This window comes from Cloacibacterium sp., from assembly GCF_047601505.1.
Lineage (GTDB): Bacteria > Bacteroidota > Bacteroidia > Flavobacteriales > Weeksellaceae > Cloacibacterium.
Genome location: NZ_JASGJD010000001.1, coordinates 678,165 through 705,147, shown reverse-complemented (window position 1 = coordinate 705,147; position 26,983 = coordinate 678,165). Strand labels below are relative to the sequence as shown.

Genomic DNA, 26,983 nt, shown 5'->3' with positions numbered 1-26,983 from the left:
ATTTTTCCGTAGTTTTGCAAATTATTCCTAAAATTAAATGAGTCCACTAAAAAGAATATTGCGCATTGCAAAACCTCACAGAAAATACCTTTTCTCTAGTATTTTTTTCAACCTTTTATATTCATTTTTTCAGATATTTTCTATCATTGTAATGCTTCCTGTTTTACAAATGATTTTTAATGTAAAAACAGAAAAAATAGAAAAACCTCAGTTCTCTGGAAGCTTTATTAAGTATTTCGATTATTTAAAAGATTTAGCATTATACACCATTCAAGAAAAAATTCATGAAAATGGACCAATAAAAGTTCTGGCTCTGCTTTGCATAGTAACTGCTGTTGCATTTTTACTAAGAAATATTTCGAGATATTTAGGTGCTTTTTCGTTGGTAAATTACAGAGTAGGCGTTACCAAAGACCTCCGAACCAATGTTTATCACAAATTTTTAAAATTACCAGTTTCTTTCTTTACAGAGCAAAGAAAAGGCGATATGATGAGTAGAATTTCCAACGATGTAGGAAACGTAGAAAACTCAATCATGGGAAGTTTGGTAGATTTAATCAACGCACCTTTTATGATAATTGGTTCATTAATCACTCTTTTTGCGCTTTCGCCAAGTTTAACGCTCTTTTCACTATTGGTTTTCCCTGTAATGGGCGGAATTATTTCTTGGGTAGGAAAAAGCCTCAAAAAACAATCTAAGAAAGCTCAGGAAGAATTGGGAGGATTGTTTTCTTTGGTAGATGAAACGTTGAAATCTTCAAAAATTATCAAGATTTTTAACGCTGATAAAATTTTAAATCAAAGATTCGAAAAAACTACCAGCAATTGGCAAAAATACGCCATCGGAATGAGCAGAAGAAGAGAATTGGCATCTCCAAGTTCAGAATTTCTTGGTTCGGTTACCATTTTGTTAATCACTTGGTTTGCAGGAATTCAAATTCTGGAAAAACACACTATGGATGCGGTAACTTTCATTGGTTTTATTGCAATATTTTTTCAGATTTTAGAACCTGCTAAAAGATTATCTGCTGCAATTTCTAACATTCAAGGCGGAATTCCTGCGGTACAAAGAGTTTTAGAAGTTTTAGATTACGATTTAAAAGTAGAAGAAATAGACAATCCTATCGAAATTTCTACTTTAAATGATAGAATTGAATTCAAAAAAGTAGATTTCACTTATGATGGAGAACATCAAATCCTGAAAAAATTCAACCTTAGCATTCCGAAAGGAAAAACAGTAGCTTTGGTAGGACAATCTGGAAGCGGAAAATCTACCATTGCCAATCTTTTGACCAGATTTTATGACGTTAGCAACGGTGAAATTCTAATTGATGGCAACAACATCAAGCACTTGAATTTAGAAAAATTCCGTAAACTTCTTGGGATGGTTACCCAAGAATCGGTTTTATTTAACGATTCTGTTTACAACAACATTTTGATGGGAAAACCCGATGCTTCAGAAGCTGAAGTAATCAATGCTGCTAAAATTGCGAATGCGCATCAATTTATAGAAAACTTGCCAGAACAATACCAAACCAATATTGGAGATGACGGAAGTAAACTTTCGGGCGGACAAAAACAGAGACTTTCCATTGCGAGAGCTGTTCTTAAAAATCCTCCAATTATGATTCTAGACGAAGCTACATCTGCCTTAGACACAGAATCTGAGAGATTTGTACAAGATGCACTAGATAAAATGATGGAAAATAGAACTTCTTTGGTAATTGCGCACCGTTTATCTACCATTCAAAAAGCAGATTTAATTGTAGTAATGGAACGTGGTGAAATTGTAGAACAAGGCACTCACGATGAATTGATGACGCACAACGGAACCTATAAAAAATTGGTAGAATTGCAGAATTTTGGGTAGAATTTGAACAAAGATTTTATAAATTTCTGATATTCAAACATAAAAAAACCGCAAAGATTTAGTTCTTTGCGGTTTTTATTTTTTTGCGCTCTTTGCGTTATAAATTTTACGCCTTTGCGTGAACTTTATTCCTTCATTCTAGCGATTATATCTACACCGCCTTTGGTTTTATCACCAATTTTACAGATAATTTCTGAATCTAAAGGTAAGAAAACATCCATTCTAGAACCGAATTTAATGAAGCCAAACTCATGTCCCGCTTTTGCTTCGTCTCCCAAAGTACAATAGAAAACAATTCTACGCGCTACATAACCCGCAATTTGACGAAACACCACTTTATGATTGGTTCTGCTTTCTATAGCAACTGTAGTTCTTTCGTTTTCAGTTGAAGATTTTTCGTGCCACGCTACTAAATATTTTCCGGGATGATATTTCTTGTAAATTACATTTCCAGAAACAGGATATCTACAAATATGTACATTAAGCGGAGACATAAATATAGAAACTTGTATAGCTTTATCTTTTAAAAATTCGTCTTCGAAAACTTCTTTTATCATCACCACTTTTCCGTCAACTGGTGCTATTACATTTTCTTTATGGTCTAAAATTTCTCTTTTAGGAACTCTGAAAAACCAGAAAACCAAACCATATAATACAAACAACGGAACAATTACAACTAGAGAATACATTTCTAAATAATGTACCGATAAAAAGGTAAACAAAGCAACAATAATAGTTGCTACAACAATGGTTCCTTTACTTTCTTTATGAAGTTTCATAATTTTTATGTCCTTAAAATAAATTTTCTAAAATAAAATACAAATATACAACAGGTGCGGCGATTATAAAACTATCTAATCTATCTAAAACGCCACCATGTCCGGGAATGATGTTTCCACTGTCTTTAACACCAAAAGTTCTCTTTAACTGACTTTCTACCAAATCACCAATTGGCGCAAAAACAGATACCAAAAAACCTACAATTATCCAATTTCCTCTTAATTCTGGAAATTTTAGCTCGATGAAATATCCTAAAATTAAAGTAAAAATTACTCCGCCAACAAATCCTTCCCACGTTTTTTTAGGTGAAATTTTCGGTGCCATTTTGTGCTTCCCGAATAATCTTCCTGTAAAATAAGCAAAAGAATCGCTACTCCAAATTAACACAAATAATAAGAAAACTTCCCAAGTAAAAGTACCATCGTAAAATTTCGGTAAGCCCAAAGCAAAACCAAAAGGAAGTGAAACGTAGATTACCGTGAATATCAATTTGCCTTCGTCATAGTATAATTCTGATGAGAATCTGAATAAAGTAATGCAGGCAATTATAATGAGTGATAAAGCTAAAATTTCGGACAAATTATAGTTAAAATAAAAACCTTGATTAAAATATCTTATAGTAAATAATTTGTAGTAAACAAAAATAATAACTGGAAACACCAACCATTTATACAAAGCGCTATCAAATTTCATTATTTTAACGCATTCATAAGCTCCTACTGCTACAAAAAAGGTTATTAAACCGTAATATAGTTGTTCTTGTTTTACTAAATTAGGAGAAATAACATTTACTAATTTCGCTCCGTAATCTGTAGTACACAAAAAAATAAGCAACCCATAAATTGCTCCCGAAAATAATCTTTGAATTAAATTTTTATCCAATTTGAAATAATTTGAAAAAGGTAAATCCCAATAATTTGAAGAAATTAATCTTCCAGCAAAAGTAAGAAAAGTTTAGAATTATCTTGATTAGGAGAATCTAATTTTGATTGGCTTCCGCTAATAGAGGTAAGATTTCTTACATTTCCTCTTCTTTTAATTTTCATCATCGCTTCATTAAGGTTGCTCACAATCTGAGAAACATTCGCCATAATAATAATTTTTTCTGGCAATCTGGAAGAGTGATAATGTAAGATATTATTGGCAGAAAGCATTATTCTTCCATCAAAAGCGATAAGAAATTCGCAAGTAATGAAAGCAGCATCATTATTAATATCTAAAGTATTGGTAAAATGAGTTTTGGTAACATTAAGAAAATTTTGCAAATCTTCGTCGCAACAAAAAACATTGCTAACTCCTTCAATTTTCACAATTTGATTAAGCGTATGCAAAGCTTCGGCTTCGTCTCCGCAATAATTGAAAAAACCACCAGAAGTAGTGAAAAGTTGAGCAAACTTATAATCAAGATCAGCATTTTTTAACTGATCTGCCAATTTGGTAACGTTGCTTTCATCCTCCGGCTCTTCCTGATTTAGGATTTTGCTAACAAACTTCTTGAATATACTCAACTTTTTATTAATTTAAAAATTTAGCTAACAACAAAAATATAAAATAATTTAGAAACTTGCTATATATCAAAGATATAAATTGCAAAAAAGAAAAAATCCCAATTGATTATTATTTACAAATCAATTGGGATTAAATTTATCTATTTTTTAAGATATTAATTCTGAGCTTCTTGCGGATTTTCTTCAGAGATTTTCTCTTCAGTTTCAGGAGTTTCAGCTTCCACAGTTTGAGTAACTGGTTTCTCGGTTAATTCTGGGTCCCAAGCTCTTTTTCCGAAAATTTCTTCTAAATCTTCTCTAAAAATAACTTCTTTATCTAATAATTTTTGAGCAAGAGCATCTAATTTATCTCTATTCTCTGTAAGAATATTGATTGCTCTGGTATATTGTTTATCGATAAAATCTTTAATTTCGTCATCAATAATTTCAGCAGTTTTTTCAGAATAAGGTTTTGAAAAAGAATAATCTGATTGACCAGAACTGTCATAATAAGAAAGATGTCCCACTTTATCACTCAATCCATAGATGGTAACCATTGCATTGGCTTGTTTGTAAGCTCTTTCTAAATCGTTTTGAGCGCCAGTAGAATAGTTCCCTAATGCTACTTGCTCTGCAGCTCTACCACCAAGCAAAGAACACATTTCGTCTAAAAGCTGTTCTGTAGTATTAATTTGTCTTTCTTCTGGCAAATACCAAGCCGCGCCTAAACTTCTTCCTCTTGGTACAATAGTAACTTTAAGAAGCGGAGCAGCGTGTTCTAACAACCAAGAAACTGTAGCATGTCCAGCTTCGTGGAATGCAATTCTTTTCTTTTCAGATGGTTTTATGGCTTTATTTTTCTTTTCAAGACCGCCGATAATTCTATCTACAGCGTCTAAGAAATCTTGTTTTGTAACGGTTTCGTGTTCATTTCTAGCGGCAATTAGTGCTGCTTCATTACAAACATTGGCTATATCAGCACCAGAAAAACCAGGAGTTTGTTTTGCCAAGAAATCTCTATCAACTTCATTATCTAATTTAATTTTAGCTAAATGAACATCAAAAATTTCTTTTCTTTCGTGCAATTCTGGTAAATCTACATAGATAGAACGGTCAAAACGTCCAGCTCTTAACAATGCTTTATCTAAAATATCTGCTCTGTTGGTAGCTGCCATCACAATTACATTGGTATCTGTACCAAAACCATCCATTTCTGTAAGAAGTTGATTAAGCGTATTTTCTCTCTCATCATTACCTCCTTGGAAACCTCCTTTTCCTCTTGCTCTACCAATAGCGTCTATTTCATCTATAAAAATAATTGCTGGAGATTTTGCTTTAGCTTGAGCAAATAAATCTCTAACTCTAGAAGCACCAACTCCCACAAACATTTCCACAAAATCTGAACCAGATAATGAGAAAAAAGGAACTTTTGCTTCTCCAGCCACAGCTTTTGCCAATAAGGTTTTACCCGTTCCTGGAGGCCCTACCAAAAGAACTCCTTTTGGAATTTTACCTCCAAGTTTTGTATATTTTTCTGAATTTTTAAGAAAATCTACTACTTCTTGCACTTCTTCTTTTGCACCTTCTAATCCGGCAACATCTTTGAAAGTAACTTGTACTTTTTCGTTTTCGTCAAAAAGTTTTGCTCTGGATTTACCAATGCTAAAAATTTGCCCACCAGGACCACCAGCTCCTCCCATTTTTCTGAAAAGGAAATAGTAGATAAGCCCCATAATTCCAAACCAAATTAAAGCATTTACAATTAAACTTTGAGTAGAAGAACCTGCTTCGTCATACTTAATCTCAACATTGCTTGCTTGAGGATTTGCTTTTTGGAAATTATCTAACTTTTGTTGAAAATATTGCAAGTTACCATAATTAAATTCATAATCTGGACCTTGTTTCATTGCAGGCAAAAGAGGATTTTCTGTTTTATTGTCAGCTTTATCTACCAATTTTGCTTTTGCTTCTTTAGTAAGATAAATATCTGCACTAGGTGTATCTGTGTACACCACAATTCTTTGTATTTTTTTGTCTTTTAATAGAGTAAAAACGCCACTTTCTGTAACCGTTTTACTAGATTGCATATTTAGTAATGGATATACTGTGATTCCTATTATCAAAAGAACCACTAGATAAAACCAATTAAAACCGCTTTTTTCTTTCATTGGATAAATTCATTAAAATTTTCGATAAAATTTCAGGAAAAACTTTATCGAAAAATGGTTTTTAGTATGATTAAGGTTCTACGCTAATCACTTTGGCATCTCCCCAAAGTTCTTCAATTTCGTAATAATCTCTGATTTGTTTTTGGAAAATGTGAACTACTACAGAAATGTAATCTACCAAAACCCACATTGCATTTTCGCTACCTTCTACATGCCAAGGTCTGTCTTTTAGTTCGTTTCTAACTTTTTTTTCTACATTTCCGGCAATAGACGAAACTTGCGTATTAGAATTACCGCTACAGATAACAAAGTATTCTGCCACAGAGTTTTCTATTTTGGTAAGGTCTAGTATTTTGATATCTTCACCTTTTGTATCTTGTATTGCTTCTACAATTTTAGCTATTAATTGTTCTTTTTCTGTATTTTTACTCATTCAAAAATATTAAGTTTAACTGCAAATTTATTGTTTTTTCTTTAGTTTTTGGTGATTATAGTTACATAAAGTTTTGTTAAATGAAAAGCCTAATTTATCTACCTCAGTGTTCTTCAACCAATGATGAAATCATAGATTTTATAAATCTTTCTCATCTTGAAGAAGACTTTTTAGCGATTTACACCTTCAACCAAACCAATGGGAGAGGGCAATATGGCAACAAGTGGAAAATCCTTGCCAATGAAAATCTTGCTTTTTCCTTTGCTATAAAAACTCAAAAAATTTCTTGCTCTGATATTCTCTTCAATTATTATACCGCAATTTTGGTTCGAGATTTTATTGCCAATTTGACCAAAACCGAAGTAAAAATAAAATGGCCGAACGATTTAATCCTTAAAAATAAGAAAATCTGTGGAATGCTCTTCGAAAAAAAAGGAAATTATTTAGTAAGTGGAATTGGTATTAATATTTTGCAAGAAAATTTCGAAAACCTACCAAAAGCAGGTTCTATTTTATCTCAAACTAATTTAAAATTCGATTTGAAAAACTTTGCCGAAAGCCTATATCATTACATTTCTGAAAAATTAATGACAGAAAATATTCCTGAAAACATTTTAGAACTTTACAACCAAAATCTTTACAAAAAGAATACTATTTCGGTTTTTGAAAAAGACAAAGTAAGACAAAATGGCATAATACAAAATGCTGACAATAATGGCTTTCTGTGGATTGAATTAGAAAATGACGGTTTGCAAAAATTCTTTCACAAAGAAATTGAACTGCTCTATTGATTGGCTCTTTTCCAATAAAGATAAAATGCCAAAGACCCAAAAATAATATTAGGAATCCACATTGCTAAAAGTGGCGGAATAGAGTTATTCTCAGCGGCTACAACTTTCAAAATCTCGAATGAAAACACAAAGATAAAAGCCAAGGCAATACCGAGTGCCAAATTCATCCCAAGTCCGCCTCTTTTTTTCTGAGAAGAAAGAGAAAGTGCTAAAAATGTGAGAATTATAATTGAAACAGGCATTGCTGTACGCTGATGCAACTCGTTTTGATAAACGTTTATATTGCTGTTTCCTTTTTCTGTTTCTCTCTTTATAAATCTTATTAAATCTGGCGTTGTTTTGTTCTGCCCAAGCAATTCATTAGGAAAAAGTTCTTCTGGTGGATGTTTGAAATTTTGCAATTTAGTATCTCCGTTTTTCAGAATTTCCGTATCGTTTTTGCCAATTGTTTTTTCTAAATAATTGTTAATGATAAATAATTTCTTTTTTTCGTCCCAATAAATTTCTGAAGCATTAATCTGATGAAGTAGCTTCTTATTTTTATCAAATTCCTGGTAAAGATAACCAGAACCTCTGTTAGATTGCCTGCTGTAGCTATTTATAAAAATATATTCATTAGGATTAAGCTGAGTAGAAATCTGCGCATTAGCTGTTAATTTCTCTCTATTTACCGTGTTCATGGTATAAACTTCTAATTCATTTTTCTTAATATTAGACCAAGGCAAAATGAAGTGATTCACCATTAAAATACAAAAGGCTATAATGAGAGAGGCTATAAGATAAGGCTTTGCAAATCTGTGAAAACTTGCACCACTACTTATATAAGCAACAATTTCTGTGTTATTCGCGATTCTGGAAGTAAAATAAATTACCGAAATAAACACCAAAATAGAGAAAAAAGTAATAAGATAATAGAGCATTAAATAAGGATAAAAGTGCAAAAGGAAATATCCTACGGTATAACCATTCGTCTCAATCCTTGGAGCTTTACTTTGTACATCTATCACCACAATTATTATAGACAAGAGCACTAGCATGAAGGCTAACGTTCCCATATATTTTTTGATAATGTATTTGTCTAAAATCTTCATTAATTGGTAAAATCGATATTTTATGAAATTCTAAAATCGTTTTATTAATTAGTAACTATATTACAGTCTTTGTTTCAACTGAGGAATTATTTGTTCTTTCCACTCGTAGAAATCTCCTGCAACAATATGTTCTCTGGCTACTTTTACCAAATCCAAATAAAATGCTAAATTATGAATGGAAGCAATTTGTTTTGCCAAATATTCTTTTGCAACAAATAGATGACGAACATAAGCTTTGCTATAATCTCTATCCACATAACTTGTCCCAAATTCATCTAGCGGAGAAAAATCTTTTTCCCATTTTTTATTTTTCATATTCATTACACCTTGCCAAGTAAAAAGCATGGCGTTTCTGGCATTTCTGGTTGGCATTACACAATCCATCATATCAATTCCTAAGCCAATACTTTCGATAATATTCCAAGGAGTACCAACTCCCATTAAATATCTTGGTTTTTCTTTGGGAAGAATATCGGTAACTTCATTGGTAATTCTGTACATTTCTTCTTCGGGTTCGCCCACAGAAAGTCCACCAATAGCATTACCATCAGCTCCAGATTCTGCAATTACTTCGGCGGAAATTTTTCTTAAATCCGAATAAGTAGAACCTTGAACAATTGGAAAAAGGTGCTGTTTGTGCCCATAAATTTCTTTATTTTCGTTTGTCCAATCAATACATCTTTTTAACCAACGATGCGTAAGTTCCATTGACAATTTTGCTTGATTGTATTCGCAAGGGTAAGGTGTACACTCGTCAAATGCCATAAAAATATCTGCTCCTATTTGACGCTGAATTTCCATAGATTTTTCTGGTGAAATGAAATGATAACTCCCATCAATATGTGACTTAAATCTCACGCCTTCTTCCGTCATTTTTCTACTTGAAGAAAGCGAAAACACCTGATAACCACCAGAATCTGTAAGAATAGGCTTATCCCAATTCATAAATTGATGCAATCCTCCTGCTTCTTGCATAATTTCCATACCAGGTCTTAGATAAAGATGATAAGTATTTCCTAATATAATTTGAGCTTTTATATCTTCTTTTAATTCGTGCTGGTGCACTGTTTTCACAGACGCTACGGTACCAACCGGCATAAAAATAGGCGTTAAAATTTCGCCATGGTCTGTAGTAATTTTTCCGGCTCTAGCTTTTCCGGAAGTTGTTTTTTCAATTTCAAAAAATTGCTGCATTATAATAAATTTCTTTACAAGGAATTATTTAACGAAAGAGGGTAAATTAGGATTCTTTTTTTCTAATTTTTCCATATAGCCTTCTAATTTTGGGTCTTTATCCAAAATTATTTCTTTGGCATTTTTCAAGATTTTATCTAGCTGATTGGGACGAGATATATAATATTTATAACTATCTCTATAATCTTTTGCTGTAATTTTATGTTTTTTAAGAACATATCTGCTTGTAATCTCCAAATTACTAGTGGGATTAACGCTATAAGCTTGGTCATAAATTGCAAAATCTGCAATCACCTCAGACATTTCATCTTTGCTGAGAAGATTTTTAGGTTTATCTACAATTTCAGAGCAAGAAAAAATAAATAAAAGTGTAAAAAGGAAAATTATTTTTTTCATAATTTACCAAAAAGTGATTTCAATTTTAAATTAATAACTCCAAAAACCGCTTCTTTTATAATACCGCCATTCATTTTGCTTTCTCCCTGAGTTCTGTCTGTAAAAATAATAGGCACTTCTGCAATTTGGAATTTTTTTCTAAAAGTTCTATATTTCATTTCCACCTGAAATCCATAACCTGTCATTTTAACTTGGTCTAAACCAATATTTTCTAAAACTTTTCTAGAAAAACACACAAAACCAGCTGTGGTATCAAAAATTGGAACACCCAATACGAATCTTACATATTTTGAAGCGAAATATGAAAGTAAAACTCTAGACATTGGCCAATTTACGACATTTACACCTCTGCAATATCTAGAACCAATGCTCATATCAGCATTTACGGCAGCATCATATAATTTGGGCAAATCTTTCGGATTGTGCGAGAAATCTGCATCCATTTCAAAAACATAGTCGAAACCATATTCCAAAGCCCATTTAAAGCCCGCAATATATGCTTTCCCTAAACCATCTTTAGTTTTTCTAATAAGCAAATGAAGGTGTGTAGGAAATTCTTTGCGCATTTCCTCTACTATATTTGCCGTTCCGTCTGGCGAAGAATCATCTACAATAAGAACATGAAAGTCTTGTTCTAACGCAAAAACCGCGTTAATAATACTTCTTACATTTTCTTTTTCGTTGTAGGTGGGTATGATTACTAATTTTCTCATAATAAACTTGGCTGCAAAGATATGATTTTTATGGCGATACTTTAAAAAACCAAAATCAAATATTATTCCTTAATTTTCTTATTTTTGCAAAAAATTATAAAAAGTGATTAGAACAGTAGCACATAACGATTGGGTAATATACTCTGTAATAGGAGTTGTATTGTGCTATATTATTATGTTTAGAACATTGCATAGAGATATTTCTTTGTACGACTTTCTATTACAACCTTTCGAAGATGTAAACAACACACATCTTAGCTGGGCAATTACAACGATTTTATATTGTACAAGCTTTTCGGTTTTATTTTCTCAATACGTACCCATTGTACCAAAGTTTATTGAAGAAAACCTTTCCTTCTGGGGAATTAGTTTTAATAAATTTGGCTTTATGTTTTTTACATTGCTACTTTTTTATTTAGCAAAAAACTTAATTACTTATTTTTTCTTCGCAAGTGTAGAAAACACTAAAAATTACAATCATTATGCACTAAGTGCACAAAAATATTACTTAGTATATTCTTTGATTCTTTTAGGATTAAGTGTTCTTCACTATTATTTACCATTAAACACGCGTTTATTTTTTAAAATATATTTAATAGCAGTTGCTTTGGCTTTTTTATTAAAAATACTTTACTATCTATTTAACAATCAGGAAATTTTACCAAAGCAATGGTATTATAAATTTTTGTATATTTGCAGTCTCCAAATCTTACCTGTTTTAGTAGTTTGGAAGTTTTGCTTTATTTAATATTTATTAGGAATTTTTGAGGATGAAAATTAAATCTATTTTGGTTTCACAGCCTGCTCCGAATGCCGAGTCTTCTCCTTACTTGGAAATCGCCAAAAAAGAGAAAATAAAAATTGACTTTAGGCCATTTATACACGTAGAAGGCGTAGACGCTAAAGAACTTAGAACTCAGAAAATTGATCTTTCAAATTACACTGGCATTATTTTTACCAGCAAAAATGCAATTGATCATTATTTCAGATTAGCCGAAGAAATGCGCTTCGCTGTACCAGATTCTATGAGGTACATTTGTCAATCTGAAGCCATTGCAAACTACCTGCAAAAACACATTGTTTACAGAAAAAGAAAAATCAGTTTTGGCGAAAAATCTATGGCAGACCTTGCTCCGCTATTCAAAAAACACCATGACGAAAAGTATCTTTTGCCTTGCTCTGACGTTTTAACAGACGAAACAGCAAGAGTACTAAACACTGCAGGAATTGATTGGACTAAAGCTGTAATGTATAGAACTGTAGCAAGTGACTTGTCTGACATTAATATTGATGAATATGATATGCTTGCATTTTTCTCTCACCAAGGTATAAAATCTCTTTTTCAAAATTTCCCAAAATTTGAACAAGGAGATAAAAAAATTGCGGTTTTTGGAGTATCAACAAAACAAGCTGCCGAAGAAGCTGGCTTAAAAGTAGATATTATGGCGCCAACTAAAGAAACTCCTTCTATGACGATGGCGATAGAAAAATATATAAAAGCTACTCAAAAATAAAATTTAATCTCCTTTTTGATTAAAAGTTGATAAATTTTTTCAGAATATAAAAAATCATCAAATTAGTTTTGATGATTTTTTCATTTTTAGAAAACCTATATTTGCAAAAATTTCACATAAAAACTCAATTATACTCTTACATAAATGAATGCTCCAAAAGCAAAAAAAATAGATAAAACACTAGAAATACACGGACACAAAAGAACGGACTCGTATTTTTGGCTCAACGAAAGAGAAAACCCAGATGTTATAAAATATTTAGAAGAAGAAAACGCTTATGCAGATTTCGTGATGAAAGACACCGAAGAACTGCAAGAACAGCTCTTCCAAGAAATGAAAGCTCGCTACAAAGAAGATGACGAGAGTTTGCCTTATTTCTTTAATGAATATTGGTACGTAATAAAATATCAAATCGGGAAAGAATATCCGCTTTTCTACAGACATCATTTTTCTTTAGAAAATACAATAGAATTAATGCTAGACGTAAACGAAATGGCAGAAGGCAAAGATTTCTATGATGTCGGGAGTTTTTCGGTTTCTGTAAATAATCAGCTGGCAGCATTTTCAGAAGACACTTTAGGGAGAAGAATTTATACCATTTTGGTTAAAAATTTAGAAACCGGAGAATTCTACAAAGACAAAATTGAAAATACAACTGGAAAATCTGTTTGGGCAAACGACAACGAACATTTTTTCTACATTAGAAAAGACAAAACGCTTAGAGCTTATCAAATTTTCAGACATAAAATTGGCACAAAACAAGAAGAAGATGTTTTGATTTTTCATGAAGAAGACGAAACTTTTGATGTGAATGTTTTCAAAACTAAATCTTTAGAGTATATTTTCATCGCTAGTTCTTCTACTATTTCAGATGAGCATTGGTTTATTCCTTCAAACGACGTAAATGCAGAGTGGAAAGTTATTCAAAAACGTGAAGACGATTTAGAATACGCGGTAGAACATTACGAAAATGATTTTTACATCATCACTAACGAAGGAGATGCTACCAACTTCAAAATTGTAAAAACTCCAGCAGAAAAACCTTCAAAAGAAAACTGGGTAGATGTAATTCCTCACAAAAAGGAAACTTTATTAGAAGGTTTCGAAATTTTTAAAGATTATTTTGTTTTAGAAGAAAGAACAGAAGGCTTATTACAACTGAAAATCATCAATAACAGAGACCAAACTTCGTACTATTTGCCTTTTAACGAGCCTACTTACAGTGCTTATGTTGGGATAAATTTAGATTTTGACACAGAAGTTCTTAGATATGGATATACTTCTCTTACAAAACCAGGCTCTACTTTAGAATACAATATGAGAACCAGAGAAACCAAACTTTTGAAACAACAAGAAGTTTTGGGTGGAACTTTCGATTCTAACAATTATATTTCTGAAAGAATTTGGGCGCCTTCAAGAGATGGAAAAGTAAAGGTTCCTATTTCTTTAGTTTATCATAAAGACACTAAAAAATCTGCCGAAACACCACTTCTTTTATACGGATATGGAAGTTACGGACATACCATTGATGCAAGTTTTTCTAATGTAAGACTTTCTATTTTAGACAGAGGTTACATTTTTGCCATTGCACATATTAGAGGTGGAGAATATTTGGGAAGAGAATGGTACGAAGACGGTAAAATGCTTCACAAAAAGAATACTTTTTTTGATTTTATTGATGCAGCAAAATATTTAGTTGCAGAAAATTATACTTCTTCTCAGCATTTATATGCTATGGGAGGTTCCGCAGGAGGACTTTTAGTAGGAGCTGTAATGAATTATGAACCAATACTTTTCAACGGAATTATTGCGCAAGTTCCTTTTGTAGATGTGGTAACTACGATGCTAGACGAGAGCATTCCGCTTACCACGGGAGAATTTGACGAATGGGGAAATCCTAAAAAGAAAAAATATTACAATTATATGCTTTCTTACTCTCCTTATGACAATATTGAAGAAAAAGATTATCCAAATATTTTAATTACAACAGGTTTTCACGATTCTCAGGTGCAATATTGGGAGCCTGCAAAATGGACGGCAAAATTGAGAGAATTAAAAACAGATGATAATATTTTAGTATTCAAAACAGATATGAAATCTGGTCATGGTGGTGCATCCGGAAGATTTGAAAGTTTAAAAGAAGATGCTTTGGAGTATGCATTTCTTTTGATGATTGATAAAAGGTGATTGATAATTGATTAAATATTAATAGACAAATGAGTATATTTATTTATCAAAAAAAATTATCATGGATAAAAACTATAACCAAATTTTCGCAAAAAGAACTCGTTCTCTTTCTGTAGATATTATTAATCATCTTTCAGAGTTGCCCTATTCTGATAAAGTTTCTGTTATCAGAAAACAAATTTTTCGCTCCTCATCATCTTCAGCGTCTAATTACAGAGCTATGATTAGAGCAAGATCATTGAATGAAAGATTTGCAAAAATTTGCATTGTTGTAGAAGAAGCAGATGAAACTTTATTTTGGATTGAATTTATGCAAGACATTAAAATGTATGCTGAAAAAACGCTTCAAAACTGGTTTATAGAAGCAGAAGAAATTGTAAAAGTAACAGCTAGTTATAAAAAATATTTAAAAGAAAAACTTGACAGTCAAAAATAATCATTCATCAATTATCAATCATCAATTATGTTAGAAAGCGAACTTTGGATAAAAATTGAAAATTTCTTCTCAGAAAATTTCGGAACAGAGAAAAATCCGCCCATAGAAACCTTCCTTTTTTTAATAGGAATTCAGGAATTAGGCAGCGGACAACAAAAATATTCTAAAGACGACAAAGTAAACCTTATTCACATTGCAGTTTGTAGATTGCTAGAACCTTTTGGATATTATCAATTTGAAGATTACGACGAAGACGGTTGGCCAATGTACAATCAATTAGAAGAAGTGCCAGACTTGAAACCAAACGAACAGCAACTTCTCATGAAAAAAGCTATCATTCAATATTTTATAGACGAAAATTTGTTAGAAATTTCTTAAAACAAAGACTAGCACAGCAATTATTTTCACAATAATTTGTTAAAAAACTCATTTTTAAGAAAAATCATGTAATTTAATTTCATTTTTTTTGTTTTATTTGTGTTAAATTTTTATTTTTAACAAAATTTTCAAACGAAAATGAACAATAAATTTATCCCGATACTTTCTGTTTTCATGACGATTTCTCTCGTAGTCTTCGTTTCGATGCAGTTTTATTGGCTTAAAGAGTACTACGCTTCTCTGGAACAAGAATTTGCAAACAAAGTGCACACTGCATTAGAAAATTCGGCACAAAAAATAAGCGAAATTGAAGTAAGCAAGTACAACGAAAAGTTTAAAGATTTTGATAAAACTTTAGCTTCAAATGCAAAAAAGCCAACACTTTTTACCGTTCAACAAGTACAAGATTCTCTAAGTAAAACGACTCTTTCTTTCGGGAAGACGATTATTGAAAAACAAGACATCCCAATTTCTCAAAAAGGAGACAGCATTACAAAATTTAAGCTTTACAAAGACGAAGGAATGTACGATTTCAAAAAAAACCCTACCACTCCTCAGATTATTTCCTCAATCCAAAGCCAGGATATTAGCAGTGGACAATTTTCTTTAACAGAATTTGCAAAATTCAACGCTACAAATCTTCCTATTAACCAACGAGTTGACAAAAAAATATTAGATTCTGTACTTACACGAGAATTAAAAACTCAAGGCATCGATTCTAAATTTGGTTATGGAATTTTAGACAAAAAAAACAAATTGACGGCAATTTCTAATAACACTTATTTAGACCAAAAAGACAAAAAAAACTACACATATCCACTTTTTACAGACAAAGAAGACAAAATTCTTTACACGCTTTCGTTGGTTTTTCCAAGAAAAGATGCTTCATTAGTAAAAAACAATCTTCCAATGCTATTAGGAACATTTATGTCTTTGCTCACCATTTTAGGAATTTACATTATTTCTATTAATTACATGATGAGACAAAAGAAAATTTCTGAAGTTAAGACAGATTTCATCAACAATATGTCTCACGAATTCAAAACTCCTTTGGCGACTATTTCTGTGGCTACAGACTCTTTGAACAACGACAAAATTGCATCAAATCCCGAAAAAGTAAAGTATTACTCCAAGCTTATTAAGCAAGAAAATTTGAGAATGAAAAAACAAGTAGAAAATGTTCTCAACATGTCTAAATTAGAGCGAAATGAGATGAAACTTTTCTTGAAAGAAACCAATGTAAGAGAGCTTATTAAAGAGATTTCAAAATCTTTTAGACTTATTGTAGAAGAAAGAAACGGAACGCTTACAGAAGAATTTAAAGCAGAACATTACTTGGTAAGAGTAGATGAATTTCACCTTTCTAATGCTTTGATAAATTTACTAGATAATGCCAACAAATATTCGCCAGAAACGCCAGAAATAAAGATTTCTACCAGAAACGAAAGCAATTGGTACATCATTCAAATTTCTGATACAGGAATGGGAATGGAACAACAAAACAAAACCAAAATTTTCGAAAAATTCTTTAGAGAAGAAACCGGGAACATCCACAATGTAAAAGGGCAAGGACTTGGACTTTCTTATGTGAAAAAAATTATCGAAATGCACAAAGGACAAATAATTGTAGAGTCTGAAAAAGGAAAAGGAAGCATTTTCACTCTAAAATTACCAATAACATAAAATATATTTCAAATTAAAAATAAAACACCAGATATTATGAGCAATAGAATTTTATTAGTAGAAGACGACCAAAGTTTCGGTGCAGTTCTTAAGGACTATTTAATGATTAACAACTTTGATGTAACCTTGGCAATTGACGGAGAACTAGGTTTAAAAGAATTTACAGAAAAAGAATTTGACATCTGCATTTTTGATGTGATGATGCCAAAAAAAGACGGGTTTTCTCTAGCTGAGGATGTAAGAAAAATAGATAAAAACACACCTATTATTTTCTTAACGGCAAGAAACCAAAGAGAAGACGTACTAAAAGGTTACCAAATTGGCGCAGACGATTATATCACAAAACCATTTGACACAGAACTTCTTCTTTACAAAATAAAAGCAATTCTCCAAAGAAGTGCAGTAATAGAAGACGAAGAACAAGAACAATTCAAAATAAGTAATATCTTCTTTGATTCTGTTCTTAGACAATTAAGAGTTGGCGATAACGAATACAAACTTTCGCCAAAAGAAAACGAATTGCTAAAATTACTTTGCATCCACAGAAACGATTTCATGCCAAGAGACCTTGCCTTGAGAAAAATCTGGAAAAAAGAGAATTATTTCACCGCAAGAAGTATGGATGTTTACATCGCTAAACTTAGAAAATTATTGAAAGACGACGAAGGTTTAGAAATCATCAACGTACACGGTGAAGGTTTCAGATTGTTAGTTAAAAATTAAAAAACAAAGCATAAAAAAACTCAGATTTCTCTGAGTTTTTTTTTATTTTATTTACCTTCTACACAAAAGATATTATACTCTACTGTTCTAGCATCTTTAAAAATCTGTCTCACTTTAGCTAAATCTGCAGCTGCAGATTGCTTAGAAAAATAACTCCCTGCTAAAACCTTATAATTAGGTCTTAAAGAAGCATCTGTAATCACTTTAATATTAGGAAATTTAGACCTGAAATAAGTTTTTACTTCATTAGACTCTTCGTTAGACTTTACTACAGAAACTTGAATCTTGAATCCCATAATTCTAGGATTATCTCTACAGATTTCTGCCGTAGTTTTAGCTTTATTACTTACTTCTATCTTAGTTGCAGGTTTATTTTCGATAGCTTCTACCTTATCGCACTTCCCTTCTAAATCATTTAAAAGTCCATCTACTTTAGTGTCCATTGTTATAGTAAGCTCTGTACCTTTCATTGTATCTTTTTTTACAACTTGCTGTGCTTCAATTGTATAAAAACCTAAAAAAGCGAATAAACCTACTATTCTTATAATCTTGTTCATTAAAAAATATTTTTAGCAAAATTAATACAAATAAAAATTATACCAAATATAGTAATTTAGAATCGTTATAAATTGAGCAAAAATGATAAAATACATGGAAAGCTACTCTTAATATTGTGTTAAAGTATTATTTTTGCGGAATTGAATGTAAACTCAATAGTATTAACCCAAGATTATTTAAATGATTAGTTGGAGAAAGCATTACAAGAATGTGTTGTTGGCAGTAAGTTTGCTCTTAACAACCAGTGCTTCTATTTACGCCCAAGATCTAAAAGGGGACGCTAAAAAGGGACAAACTCTTTTTAAAACCAATTGTACTGCGTGTCACGCACTAGACAAGCAAGTGGTAGGTCCTGCATTAGGCGGTGTAGTGGAAAAAGTTAAAAAGGAACAAAATTTAGGTGTAGATTGGTTCCAAAAGTGGATTAAAGACAACAAAGCACTTAGAGCTTCTGGCGATAAGTATGCGAATGAACTCTTTAACAAATACAACAAAGTGGAAATGACTCAATTCCCGAGTCTTTCTGAGCAAGATATCGCAGATATTCTTGAATACACCACTAACCCTCCAAAAGAAGAACCTGTAGCAGAAGACGCAGCTAATTCTCCTGAAGCGCAAAAAGCGGCTCAAGAAGAGAAAAACTTATCTTCTATTATCTTAGTTTCTCTGGTTTCTATAGCTGGATTACTTCTTTGGATTCTATTAAAACTTAGTCAACTTGTAAAATTACAGAGAAAATCTGATGAAATTTCTGAGCTAGACGCTACCAGAATTCATTCTGTTGGAGAGTTCTACAACAAATATCAGACTTTCGGAAAAACTGTAATGGGATTACTTGCTGTTCTTGCTCTGTACGGAATTTGGAACTGGCTAATGTGGGTAGGCGTTTATAAAGGTTATCAACCAGATCAGCCTATTTATTTCTCTCACAAAATCCACGCAGGAGAAAACAAAATTGATTGTCAATTATGTCACTCAGGAGCTAAGTATGGTAAAGTTTCAGAAATTCCTTCTGTAAACGTATGTATGAACTGCCATAAAGGTATTTCAGAATACAAAGGCAAATACATCGAAGAAGGTAAAGATAGAGCTTTCTATACTGCCCAAATCAAAAAAATATATGAAGCTGCTGGCTGGGATGAGGCTTCTCAAACTTATACCGGGAAAACTAAACCAATAGCTTGGGTTAGAATTCACAATATGCCAGATTTTGTATACTTTAACCACTCTCAACACGTAGTAGCTGGTGAGCAAACCATCATGAAAGCTAAAAAAGTAGACGTGGTATGTAAAGCTTGTCATGGTCAAGTTCCAGAAATGGATAAATTACAAATGGCAAACAACTTTACAATGGGTTGGTGTATCGAATGTCACAGAACTACAGAAGTAGACATGACAAACGATTATAACAAAGAATACTACCAAAAATTGCATGACAAACTTAAAAAACAGTATGGTAAAGACACCAAAATTACTGTAGATGCAATAGGCGGTTTAGAGTGTGGTAAATGTCATTATTAATAACAGAAAATTAGAAGTATAAATGGCTTCAAATAAAATACAATTCAGAAGTATTCACGAACTTAAAGACCAATCGCTAAATGCGAAATTGGCACAGAAAGAGTTTCAAAACGAAATTCCTGTGGATGAGTTCTTGGGTGATGCCGATAAGATGAACAATTCTGGAACTTCTAGAAGAGATTTCCTTAAGCTTTTAGGTTTCTCTACTGCTGCGGTTACTTTGGCTGCTTGCGAAGCTCCGGTTGTTAAAACAATTCCTTATGTGGTAAAACCTCACAGCATAATTCCTGGAATTCCTAATTATTATGCATCTACTTATTTTGATGGTTTTGATTTTGCTAGCGTTTTAGTAAAAACCAGAGAAGGAAGACCTATCAAAATAGAACCAAATCCTGCTGCTAAAGATTTAGGTAAAACTAATGCAAGAGCTCAGGCTAGTGTACTTTCTCTTTATGATAACGATAAAGTGAAACAACCACAATTAGATGGTTCTGAAGCAATTTTCGATAAGGTAGATGACGAAGTAATTAAAGCTTTAGTTGCTGCTCAAGCTGCTAATAAAAAGATTGTAGTTCTTTCTCATTCTTATCCTTCTCCAACTTTCAAAAAATTGTTTGGAGATTTCAAAACTAAATATCCTAACGCTGAGTTAGTAACATACGACGCATACACTTATGCTGCTGCATTAGATGCTGCGCAAGAAGTTTTCGGGAACAGAGCTTTACCAGTTTATGATTTATCAACATCAGAATTGGTAGTTTCTTTCCAAGCAGATTTCTTAGGAGATTACAACGCATCTAGCCTTGAAACTTCTTATGCTGCTGCTAGAAAACCTAGCGAAAAAATGCTAAGACACGTACAAGTAGAGTCTAATATGTCTCTTACGGGTGCTAATGCAGATGAAAGAATTATCCAAAAACCTTCAGCGGTTAATAAAACTTTGGTAGAAGTTTATAATGCTGTAGTTGGTGCTGGTTCTTCTGACAAAGTAGCTAGCGAAATTGCTAAAGAATTACAAGCAAAAGGAAGCAAAGCGGTTGTTTTTGCAGATGGTTCTAAAGCGGCTTATGTTTTAGCTCATTTAATTAATCAAAAATTAGGTTCTGAAGCTTTCACAGGTAAAGCTAATTTACTTAAAGAATACGACCACGCAAGATTTACAGAGTTTTTAGCTTGGTTAAATGCTGGACAAGTTGGAGTTTTAGTTGCAAACAATGTAAACCCAATTTATTCTCACGCAAAAGGAGCAGATTTCGAGAAAGCTCTTGCTAAAGTTTCAACGCTAATTGCAGTTACAGACAAGAAAAATGCTTTGGCTGATAAAGCAAAAGTAATTATTCCTGCAACACATTGGTTAGAAAACTGGGCAGATATCGCTCCTCAAACAGGTGCATATTCATTAATTCAACCTACTATCCAAAAAATCTACAAATCTAGACAACTAGAAGATTCTCTTTTGGTTTGGATGAATGGTAAAGGAAATGCAGCCAACAATTATTACGAATATTTGAAAGCAAATGCGCCTTCAATTTTAGGAGGTACTTCTTTCAATCAAGCTTTATATAATGGTTTCAACGCAGGTAACGTTACTGGTAATCTTTCTTACACTGGAGGCGATGCTGCAAAAGCTTCTTCAGAATTAAAAGCTTTCAAAGCTTCTGAATTAGAATTGGTGCTTTATACCAAAACTTCTATGGGAGATGGTACACAAGCGAACAACCCTTGGCTTCAGGAGTTACCAGACCCAATTACCAGAATGGCTTGGGATAACTATTTAACTATTTCGCCAAAAGATGCAGAAAAATTCAAAATTGAAAATGAATTGAATGCAAGAATGCAGCTAGATGGTACTGTAGTAAATCTTAAAGTAAATGGTGTAACGATAGAAAATGTTCCTGTATTTATTCAACCTGGTCAGGCTGAAGGTTCTGTTGGTTTGGCATTAGGTTATGGTAAAAAAGGAACGGGTAAAATTGCAGAAACTGGTGTAAATGCTTATCCTCTATTTGATGGATATAACACGGTAGTTTCTGGAGTTACTATTGAAATAGCAGATGCTGATGACCACGAATTTGCGGGTATTCAGCTTCAAAATACATTGATGGGTCGTTATGAAATCGCAAAAGAAGTTCCATTAGAAACTTATCTAAAAGGTGATGTAAACGAATGGAATAAACCATTAACAATGGAAACATTGAAGGGTACATTACCAATGGGTAAAGTAGATCTTTGGGATGCTTTTGATGATACAGACGGGCCTCACTTTAATCTTTCGGTAGACCTTAACTCTTGTATCGGCTGTGGAGCTTGTATTATTGCTTGTCAGGCAGAAAACAACGTTCCTGTAGTTGGTAAAGACGAAATCAGAATGTCTAGAGATATGTATTGGTTAAGAATAGACCGTTACTACTCAGCAAAAGAGAAAATTGAAGTTAAAGAAGGTCTTGATAGAGGTTTAGATGTTCCTAATCTTTATGACATCTTAATTGAACCTAATGAAAGCCCAGACGTAATCTTCCAACCGGTAATGTGTCAGCACTGTAACCACGCTCCTTGTGAGACTGTTTGTCCGGTAGCTGCTACTTCACACGGTAAACAAGGTCAAAACCAAATGGCTTACAACAGATGTATTGGTACCAGATATTGTGCAAACAACTGTCCATACAAAGTAAGAAGATTCAACTGGTTTACTTATAACTTGAATGATAAGTTCGACTATAACATGAATAACGATTTAGGCAGAATGGTTCTAAATCCAGATGTAGTAGTAAGAACTAGAGGGGTAATGGAAAAATGTTCTATGTGTATCCAAATGACACAGGCTACTATTCTTGAAGCTAAAAAAGAAGGCAGAAGAATAGAAGACGGCGAGCTACAAACAGCTTGTTCTAAAGCTTGTTCTACTGGTGCAATGAAATTTGGTGATATGAATGATAAATCATCAGAAGTAAGAGCATTATACAATGACAAAAGAAGATATGTATTGTTAGAAGAAATTGGTACAAAACCAAACGTATTCTATCATACTAAAGTAAGAAACAGAAAAGAAAACAACGTTTAAATAATATAAATAGGTAAAACATGTCAGGACATTACGAAGCCCCTATTAGGGAACCGCTAATTATTGGTCACAAGACTTATCATGATATCACCGAAGATATTGCAAGACCTATCGAAGAAAGAGCCGGAAAACTCTGGTGGGTTTCTTTTTGGGCAGCTCTAGTTCTATTTATCTACGGATTTGGTTGTATTGCATACACCATCGGTACAGGTATTGGAGCTTGGGGTCTTAACAGAACTATCAACTGGGGTTGGGATATTACCAACTTTGTATGGTGGGTAGGTATTGGTCACGCAGGAACCTTAATCTCTGCAGTATTGTTATTATTTAGACAAAGATGGAGAATGTCTGTAAACCGTTCTGCAGAAGCAATGACGATTTTTGCAGTTGTACAGGCAGCTATCTTCCCAGTAATTCACATGGGTAGAGTTTGGGTAGGATATTGGGTATTCCCTTTGCCAAACCAATTCGGTTCTCTTTGGACGAATTTTAACTCTCCTCTACTTTGGGACGTATTTGCAATCTCTACTTACTTCTCAGTATCTACCGTATTCTGGTTTATGGGGCTAATCCCAGACTTTGCAATGATTAGAGACAGAGCAAAAACTCCTTGGACTAAAAAGATTTACACATTCCTAGCATTCGGTTGGGGTGGTAAAGCAAAACACTGGCAAAGATTCGAAGAACTTTCATTGGTTCTTGCAGGTTTAGCAACTCCACTAGTATTCTCAGTACACACAACCGTATCTTTTGACTTTGCTACTTCAGTAATTAAAGGATGGCACTCTACAATCTATCCTCCTTATTTCGTTGCTGGTGCAATTTTCTCAGGATTTGCAATGGTACAAACTCTTTTATTAGTTGCTAGAAAAGTAGCTCACTTAGAAGAATATATTACCATCTATCACATCGAAATTATGAACATCGTAATTATCGTAACAGGTGGTATGGTAACTGTAGCTTATGCTGTAGAATATTTCATCGGATGGTATTCTGGTTCTAGGTTCGAAGACTTTACATATTTATCTCCTGGTGCTGCTACCGGTCCTTATTGGTGGGCATTCTGGGCGCTAATTATCTGTAATTTAGTAGTACCTGCTTCTTTCTGGTTCAAAAAATTAAGAACAAATATTATTTGGACATATATTGTAGCGCTTATCATCAATATTGGTATGTGGTTCGAACGTTTTGATATTATCGTTATCAACCTTTCTAGAGACTATTTACCAGGTGCTTGGACTATGTTTAAGCCAACGATTATTGACGTAGGTGTATATTTAGGAACTATAGGTTTCTTCGGAGTACTTTTCCTATTATACGCAAGAACATTCCCTGTAATTGCACAGGCTGAATTGAAATCTATTTTGAAAATTTCAGGTGAAACTTATAAAGCAAAAGAAGGAGATGAGCACCACTAAAAGAATATATGGGCTTTACGGCGATGACGATGATTTGATGCACGGCGTAAAAGCATTTAGAGAAAAAGGCATTGAAATTGCCGAAGTATATACTCCATTCCCAGTTCACGGTCTTGATAAAGCTCTTGGGCTTAAAAAAACCAGAATATCAGACGCTGCATTTATCTATGCTTGTTATGGTGTTACCATCGGAGCTTTAACTACTTGGTACATGATGAACCATGATTGGGCTCAAAACATTGGTGGTAAACCAGCTTTTGATTGGGCGCATAACATGCCTGCTTTTGTGGTTCCAATGTTCGAGTTGATGGTATTCTGTGCAGCTCACATGATGTCTCTTACTTTCGTAATTAGAAATAAGATGTATCCTGGTGCTCCTGCTCAAAACCCAGACCCAAGAACTACGGATGATAAATTCTTAATTGAATTTGTATCTGAAGATGTAGACACTATCAAACAAATGTTGATAGATACAGGAGTTGAAGAAATAACTGTAAAAGATGCTTAAAATGAAGAATATTTTAAAATTAACAGCCATCTTAGGAGTATCAATCGTTACATTGAACTCTTGTGGTCCGAAAGATAATCCACCATTGGTATATTTTCCAGATATGTATTTTCCCGTAGCTTATGATCCGCTAATGAAAGCTGAAAGTAAAGAAGACGGTTATTATACAGACCACGAAAACGAAATTTTTAAAGAAAACGGCGGAGCTACTGCTCTTTCTCCTGTTGAAGGTACTGTTCCTAGAAACAAAGAAGGATTATTGCCAGAAGAAAAATATCCAAAAACTCCAGACGAGTACAATGCTCTTTATGATGCTGCAAAAGCAGTTACAGCTTCTCCTTTAGATGCTAAAAATCTTCAAAAAGACATCGAAAGAGGTAAAAAAATGTACGAACACACATGTACAGCTTGTCACGGAACTAATGGAGACGGACAAGGTCCTATTGTGCAAAGTGGTGCATATTCTGGCGTTCCTGCATATAAAGATAGAGACATTACGGTAGGTTCTATTCATTATGTTATTACAAATGGTAGAAACTTAATGGGTTCTTACGCAGGACAACTTACTCCTGCTGATAGATGGAGAGTTGCCATGTATATTATGAGTGCTTTTAAAGCTCCTGTTGCTGCTACAGCGCCAGCTGCTACTACACCTGAAACCAATACTAAATAATAAAAACAGAAAGAAATGTATAGTTTTTCACCAAAATTAAGATTATATTCTATCATACTAATCGTATCTGGATTAGTGCTTTTCGGTATTGGTTATGCTTTAAACCACGGATTAGACGGCACTAAAATTTCAGAAATGATGGAAGCTGCTCACGGTGGCACTTCTCATCACGTTCCTACAAACTCTGCAGAATTAGTAGGACCTCAAGACCACGATGCTCATTTAGAACATGCTACTCATCAGGTTCATAATACACCTTATGCAGCTTTATTAACTGCGGCAATGCTTTTCTTCGGGATTAGTGCTTGTGCGTTATTCTTTTTATCAATTCAGCATGCTGCACACGCAGGTTGGTCTGTAATTGTACAAAGAGTAATGGAAGCGGTGGCTTCGTTTATCCCAGTAGGTGGTATTATTTTATTAATATTAACCGTACTCAATGTAACCGGTGTTGCACATCTTTATCACTGGATGGATTCAGAATTAACCAATCCTAATTCTCCTAAATTTGATATTATTCTTTACGAAAAGTCTAAATTCTTAAATATTCCTTTTTATGTAGTGAGAGTTCTTATCTACGTAATTGGAGCTTCTTTCTTCGTTTGGAAAATCAAAAAATTATCTAAAAAATTAGATGAAACTAAAGCTAGAGCAGACTACAAAAAATTATATAATTGGAGCGTAGGTTACATTGCATTCTTCGGATTTGCTTCTGCTGCTTGGGCTTGGGATTTCTTAATGACAATAGACCCACACTGGTACTCTACTCTTTACATTTGGTATTCTATGGTAAGTACACTTTCTAGTGCTGTAGCTGCAATTATTTTAGTAGCTGTACACTTAAAGAAAAAAGGTCTTTTGCCTCAATTTAATGATAATCACTTACACGATTTGGCTAAATTCTTATTCGCTACAAGTTTATTGTGGACGTATCTTTGGTTTGACCAATTCATGTTGTATTGGTACGCAAACATACCAGAAGAAGTAAGATATTTCTTTGACAGATTCGAGTATTATAAATACACTTTCTTACCAATGCTTATCATCAACTTCTTATTACCGTTATTGGTATTAGTAAGTTCTAGCATCAAGAGAAATTACAAAGTGGTAACTACAATGGCTGTTTTGGTTATTTTAGGACACTGGTTAGATTTCTTTAACATGGTAATGCCGGGTACAGTTGGCCCATTCTGGGATAATGCTTACACCGCACTATTGGTAATTGGAGCGTTCTTGTTTATGGTTGGTTTATTTGTTTTTGTAGTAATGACTGCACTTACCAAATTGAAACTTATCCCAACAGGAAACCCACTTATTCACGAATCTGAGATTTACGAATATCCTTTCTAATTATTTAAAATAATTGATATATACAATCCCAACTTTTTGTTGGGATTTTT

General features: G+C 33.1%; 25 protein-coding genes. 15 read left to right on the top strand and 10 right to left on the bottom strand.

Annotation, left to right across the window (positions count from 1 at the left end; translation table 11 throughout):
• Positions 1–37: 37 nt before the first annotated feature.
• Positions 38–1,870, top strand: a complete 1,833-nt coding sequence (locus QM746_RS03280; RefSeq protein ID WP_414982912.1) for an ABC transporter ATP-binding protein — start codon at positions 38–40, stop codon at positions 1,868–1,870.
• 125 nt (positions 1,871–1,995) lie between these two features.
• Here the strand turns inward: QM746_RS03280 and QM746_RS03275 are convergent, their stop codons facing one another.
• The 5 genes from QM746_RS03275 to rsfS all read right to left on the bottom strand — a co-directional run bounded on the left by QM746_RS03275 (position 1,996) and on the right by rsfS (position 6,738).
• Positions 1,996–2,649 (bottom strand): phosphatidylserine decarboxylase family protein, encoded by a 654-nt coding sequence (locus QM746_RS03275; protein WP_414982911.1) that lies wholly within the window; start codon positions 2,647–2,649, stop codon positions 1,996–1,998.
• A 13-nt stretch (positions 2,650–2,662) separates the two neighbouring features.
• Positions 2,663–3,532 (bottom strand): phosphatidate cytidylyltransferase, encoded by an 870-nt coding sequence (locus QM746_RS03270; RefSeq protein ID WP_414982910.1) that lies wholly within the window; start codon positions 3,530–3,532, stop codon positions 2,663–2,665.
• Positions 3,533–3,576: 44 nt separating this feature from the next.
• On the bottom strand, positions 3,577–4,158 hold the full coding sequence (locus tag QM746_RS03265; RefSeq protein ID WP_414982909.1) for an LUD domain-containing protein: 582 nt from the start codon (positions 4,156–4,158) through the stop codon (positions 3,577–3,579).
• 155 nt (positions 4,159–4,313) lie between these two features.
• Positions 4,314–6,305, bottom strand: coding sequence for an ATP-dependent zinc metalloprotease FtsH (ftsH, locus tag QM746_RS03260; RefSeq protein WP_414982908.1), 1,992 nt, complete (start codon positions 6,303–6,305; stop codon positions 4,314–4,316).
• A gap of 70 nt (positions 6,306–6,375) precedes the next feature.
• Positions 6,376–6,738: a ribosome silencing factor gene (gene rsfS, locus QM746_RS03255; RefSeq protein WP_414982907.1), complete on the bottom strand. Its 363-nt coding sequence runs from the start codon at positions 6,736–6,738 to the stop codon at positions 6,376–6,378.
• Positions 6,739–6,818: 80 nt separating this feature from the next.
• Here rsfS and QM746_RS03250 point away from each other — a divergent pair, with 80 nt between their 5' ends.
• Positions 6,819–7,529 (top strand): biotin--[acetyl-CoA-carboxylase] ligase, encoded by a 711-nt coding sequence (locus QM746_RS03250; protein ID WP_414982906.1) that lies wholly within the window; start codon positions 6,819–6,821, stop codon positions 7,527–7,529.
• Here QM746_RS03250 and QM746_RS03245 read toward each other — a convergent pair.
• The 4 genes from QM746_RS03245 to QM746_RS03230 are packed head-to-tail and all read right to left on the bottom strand — an operon-like array spanning position 7,523 to position 10,923.
• Entirely contained in the window at positions 7,523–8,620 is a 1,098-nt protein-coding gene (locus QM746_RS03245; protein ID WP_414982905.1) for an LptF/LptG family permease, read from the bottom strand. The two genes, QM746_RS03250 and QM746_RS03245, sit on opposite strands and share 7 nt — an antisense overlap.
• Before the next feature lie 60 nt (positions 8,621–8,680).
• Positions 8,681–9,814, bottom strand: a complete 1,134-nt coding sequence (gene tgt, locus QM746_RS03240) for a tRNA guanosine(34) transglycosylase Tgt (protein ID WP_414982904.1) — start codon at positions 9,812–9,814, stop codon at positions 8,681–8,683.
• A 24-nt stretch (positions 9,815–9,838) separates the two neighbouring features.
• A complete protein-coding gene (locus tag QM746_RS03235) occupies positions 9,839–10,210 on the bottom strand; it encodes a DUF4296 domain-containing protein (RefSeq protein WP_414982903.1) in 372 nt (123 codons plus the stop codon).
• Positions 10,207–10,923, bottom strand: coding sequence for a polyprenol monophosphomannose synthase (locus QM746_RS03230; protein WP_414982902.1), 717 nt, complete (start codon positions 10,921–10,923; stop codon positions 10,207–10,209). Before QM746_RS03230 ends, QM746_RS03235 begins: the two co-directional genes overlap by 4 nt.
• Positions 10,924–11,026: 103 nt before the next feature.
• Here QM746_RS03230 and QM746_RS03225 point away from each other — a divergent pair, with 103 nt between their 5' ends.
• From QM746_RS03225 to QM746_RS03195, 7 genes are all read left to right on the top strand, one after another.
• On the top strand, positions 11,027–11,671 hold the full coding sequence (locus QM746_RS03225; protein WP_414982901.1) for a DUF4271 domain-containing protein: 645 nt from the start codon (positions 11,027–11,029) through the stop codon (positions 11,669–11,671).
• Between the two features lie 22 nt (positions 11,672–11,693).
• Positions 11,694–12,437: a uroporphyrinogen-III synthase gene (locus QM746_RS03220; protein ID WP_414982900.1), complete on the top strand. Its 744-nt coding sequence runs from the start codon at positions 11,694–11,696 to the stop codon at positions 12,435–12,437.
• A gap of 144 nt (positions 12,438–12,581) precedes the next feature.
• Positions 12,582–14,624, top strand: a complete 2,043-nt coding sequence (locus QM746_RS03215) for a S9 family peptidase (protein ID WP_414982899.1) — start codon at positions 12,582–12,584, stop codon at positions 14,622–14,624.
• A gap of 61 nt (positions 14,625–14,685) precedes the next feature.
• Entirely contained in the window at positions 14,686–15,060 is a 375-nt protein-coding gene (locus QM746_RS03210; protein WP_414982898.1) for a four helix bundle protein, read from the top strand.
• A gap of 27 nt (positions 15,061–15,087) precedes the next feature.
• Positions 15,088–15,438 (top strand): hypothetical protein, encoded by a 351-nt coding sequence (locus QM746_RS03205; protein ID WP_414982897.1) that lies wholly within the window; start codon positions 15,088–15,090, stop codon positions 15,436–15,438.
• A gap of 138 nt (positions 15,439–15,576) precedes the next feature.
• Positions 15,577–17,121, top strand: coding sequence for a sensor histidine kinase (locus QM746_RS03200; protein WP_414982896.1), 1,545 nt, complete (start codon positions 15,577–15,579; stop codon positions 17,119–17,121).
• A 36-nt stretch (positions 17,122–17,157) separates the two neighbouring features.
• A complete protein-coding gene (locus tag QM746_RS03195; RefSeq protein ID WP_374362657.1) occupies positions 17,158–17,844 on the top strand; it encodes a response regulator transcription factor in 687 nt (228 codons plus the stop codon).
• 47 nt (positions 17,845–17,891) lie between these two features.
• Here QM746_RS03195 and QM746_RS03190 read toward each other — a convergent pair whose 3' ends face one another.
• Positions 17,892–18,401: an SPOR domain-containing protein gene (locus tag QM746_RS03190; RefSeq protein WP_414982895.1), complete on the bottom strand. Its 510-nt coding sequence runs from the start codon at positions 18,399–18,401 to the stop codon at positions 17,892–17,894.
• Positions 18,402–18,582: 181 nt separating this feature from the next.
• Between QM746_RS03190 and QM746_RS03185 the strand changes: the two genes are divergently transcribed.
• Genes QM746_RS03185 through QM746_RS03160 form a run of 6 tightly spaced genes read left to right on the top strand, consistent with a single transcriptional unit; the run spans position 18,583 to position 26,933 of the window.
• Positions 18,583–19,923, top strand: a complete 1,341-nt coding sequence (locus tag QM746_RS03185; protein ID WP_414982894.1) for a c-type cytochrome — start codon at positions 18,583–18,585, stop codon at positions 19,921–19,923.
• A gap of 22 nt (positions 19,924–19,945) precedes the next feature.
• Positions 19,946–22,984, top strand: coding sequence for a TAT-variant-translocated molybdopterin oxidoreductase (locus tag QM746_RS03180; protein ID WP_414982893.1), 3,039 nt, complete (start codon positions 19,946–19,948; stop codon positions 22,982–22,984).
• A 20-nt stretch (positions 22,985–23,004) separates the two neighbouring features.
• A complete protein-coding gene (gene nrfD, locus QM746_RS03175) occupies positions 23,005–24,402 on the top strand; it encodes an NrfD/PsrC family molybdoenzyme membrane anchor subunit (protein WP_414982892.1) in 1,398 nt (465 codons plus the stop codon).
• The gene (locus QM746_RS03170) at positions 24,389–24,910 is read left to right on the top strand and encodes a DUF3341 domain-containing protein (protein ID WP_414982891.1); all 522 of its coding nucleotides are present in this window, start codon (positions 24,389–24,391) and stop codon (positions 24,908–24,910) included. Before nrfD ends, QM746_RS03170 begins: the two co-directional genes overlap by 14 nt.
• Positions 24,903–25,583: a c-type cytochrome gene (locus QM746_RS03165; protein ID WP_414982890.1), complete on the top strand. Its 681-nt coding sequence runs from the start codon at positions 24,903–24,905 to the stop codon at positions 25,581–25,583. Before QM746_RS03170 ends, QM746_RS03165 begins: the two co-directional genes overlap by 8 nt.
• Before the next feature lie 15 nt (positions 25,584–25,598).
• Complete coding sequence (locus tag QM746_RS03160; RefSeq protein ID WP_414982889.1) at positions 25,599–26,933, top strand: quinol:cytochrome C oxidoreductase; 1,335 nt, start codon at positions 25,599–25,601, stop codon at positions 26,931–26,933.
• The last annotated feature ends 50 nt before the right edge of the window (positions 26,934–26,983 follow it).

Coding starts and splice junctions, on each gene's coding strand:
- QM746_RS03180 (WP_414982893.1), top strand. CDS start 19,946: ATGGCTTCAAATAAAATACAATTCAGAAGTATTCACGAACTTAAAGAC.
- QM746_RS03215 (WP_414982899.1), top strand. CDS start 12,582: ATGAATGCTCCAAAAGCAAAAAAAATAGATAAAACACTAGAAATACAC.
- QM746_RS03190 (WP_414982895.1), bottom strand. CDS start 18,401: ATGAACAAGATTATAAGAATAGTAGGTTTATTCGCTTTTTTAGGTTTT.
- QM746_RS03280 (WP_414982912.1), top strand. CDS start 38: ATGAGTCCACTAAAAAGAATATTGCGCATTGCAAAACCTCACAGAAAA.
- QM746_RS03170 (WP_414982891.1), top strand. CDS start 24,389: ATGAGCACCACTAAAAGAATATATGGGCTTTACGGCGATGACGATGAT.
- QM746_RS03165 (WP_414982890.1), top strand. CDS start 24,903: ATGCTTAAAATGAAGAATATTTTAAAATTAACAGCCATCTTAGGAGTA.
- rsfS (WP_414982907.1), bottom strand. CDS start 6,738: ATGAGTAAAAATACAGAAAAAGAACAATTAATAGCTAAAATTGTAGAA.
- QM746_RS03235 (WP_414982903.1), bottom strand. CDS start 10,210: ATGAAAAAAATAATTTTCCTTTTTACACTTTTATTTATTTTTTCTTGC.
- QM746_RS03230 (WP_414982902.1), bottom strand. CDS start 10,923: ATGAGAAAATTAGTAATCATACCCACCTACAACGAAAAAGAAAATGTA.
- QM746_RS03210 (WP_414982898.1), top strand. CDS start 14,686: ATGGATAAAAACTATAACCAAATTTTCGCAAAAAGAACTCGTTCTCTT.
- QM746_RS03195 (WP_374362657.1), top strand. CDS start 17,158: ATGAGCAATAGAATTTTATTAGTAGAAGACGACCAAAGTTTCGGTGCA.
- ftsH (WP_414982908.1), bottom strand. CDS start 6,305: ATGAAAGAAAAAAGCGGTTTTAATTGGTTTTATCTAGTGGTTCTTTTG.
- QM746_RS03220 (WP_414982900.1), top strand. CDS start 11,694: ATGAAAATTAAATCTATTTTGGTTTCACAGCCTGCTCCGAATGCCGAG.
- QM746_RS03250 (WP_414982906.1), top strand. CDS start 6,819: ATGAAAAGCCTAATTTATCTACCTCAGTGTTCTTCAACCAATGATGAA.
- QM746_RS03205 (WP_414982897.1), top strand. CDS start 15,088: ATGTTAGAAAGCGAACTTTGGATAAAAATTGAAAATTTCTTCTCAGAA.
- QM746_RS03160 (WP_414982889.1), top strand. CDS start 25,599: ATGTATAGTTTTTCACCAAAATTAAGATTATATTCTATCATACTAATC.
- QM746_RS03200 (WP_414982896.1), top strand. CDS start 15,577: ATGAACAATAAATTTATCCCGATACTTTCTGTTTTCATGACGATTTCT.
- QM746_RS03245 (WP_414982905.1), bottom strand. CDS start 8,620: ATGAAGATTTTAGACAAATACATTATCAAAAAATATATGGGAACGTTA.
- tgt (WP_414982904.1), bottom strand. CDS start 9,814: ATGCAGCAATTTTTTGAAATTGAAAAAACAACTTCCGGAAAAGCTAGA.
- nrfD (WP_414982892.1), top strand. CDS start 23,005: ATGTCAGGACATTACGAAGCCCCTATTAGGGAACCGCTAATTATTGGT.
- QM746_RS03185 (WP_414982894.1), top strand. CDS start 18,583: ATGATTAGTTGGAGAAAGCATTACAAGAATGTGTTGTTGGCAGTAAGT.
- QM746_RS03275 (WP_414982911.1), bottom strand. CDS start 2,649: ATGAAACTTCATAAAGAAAGTAAAGGAACCATTGTTGTAGCAACTATT.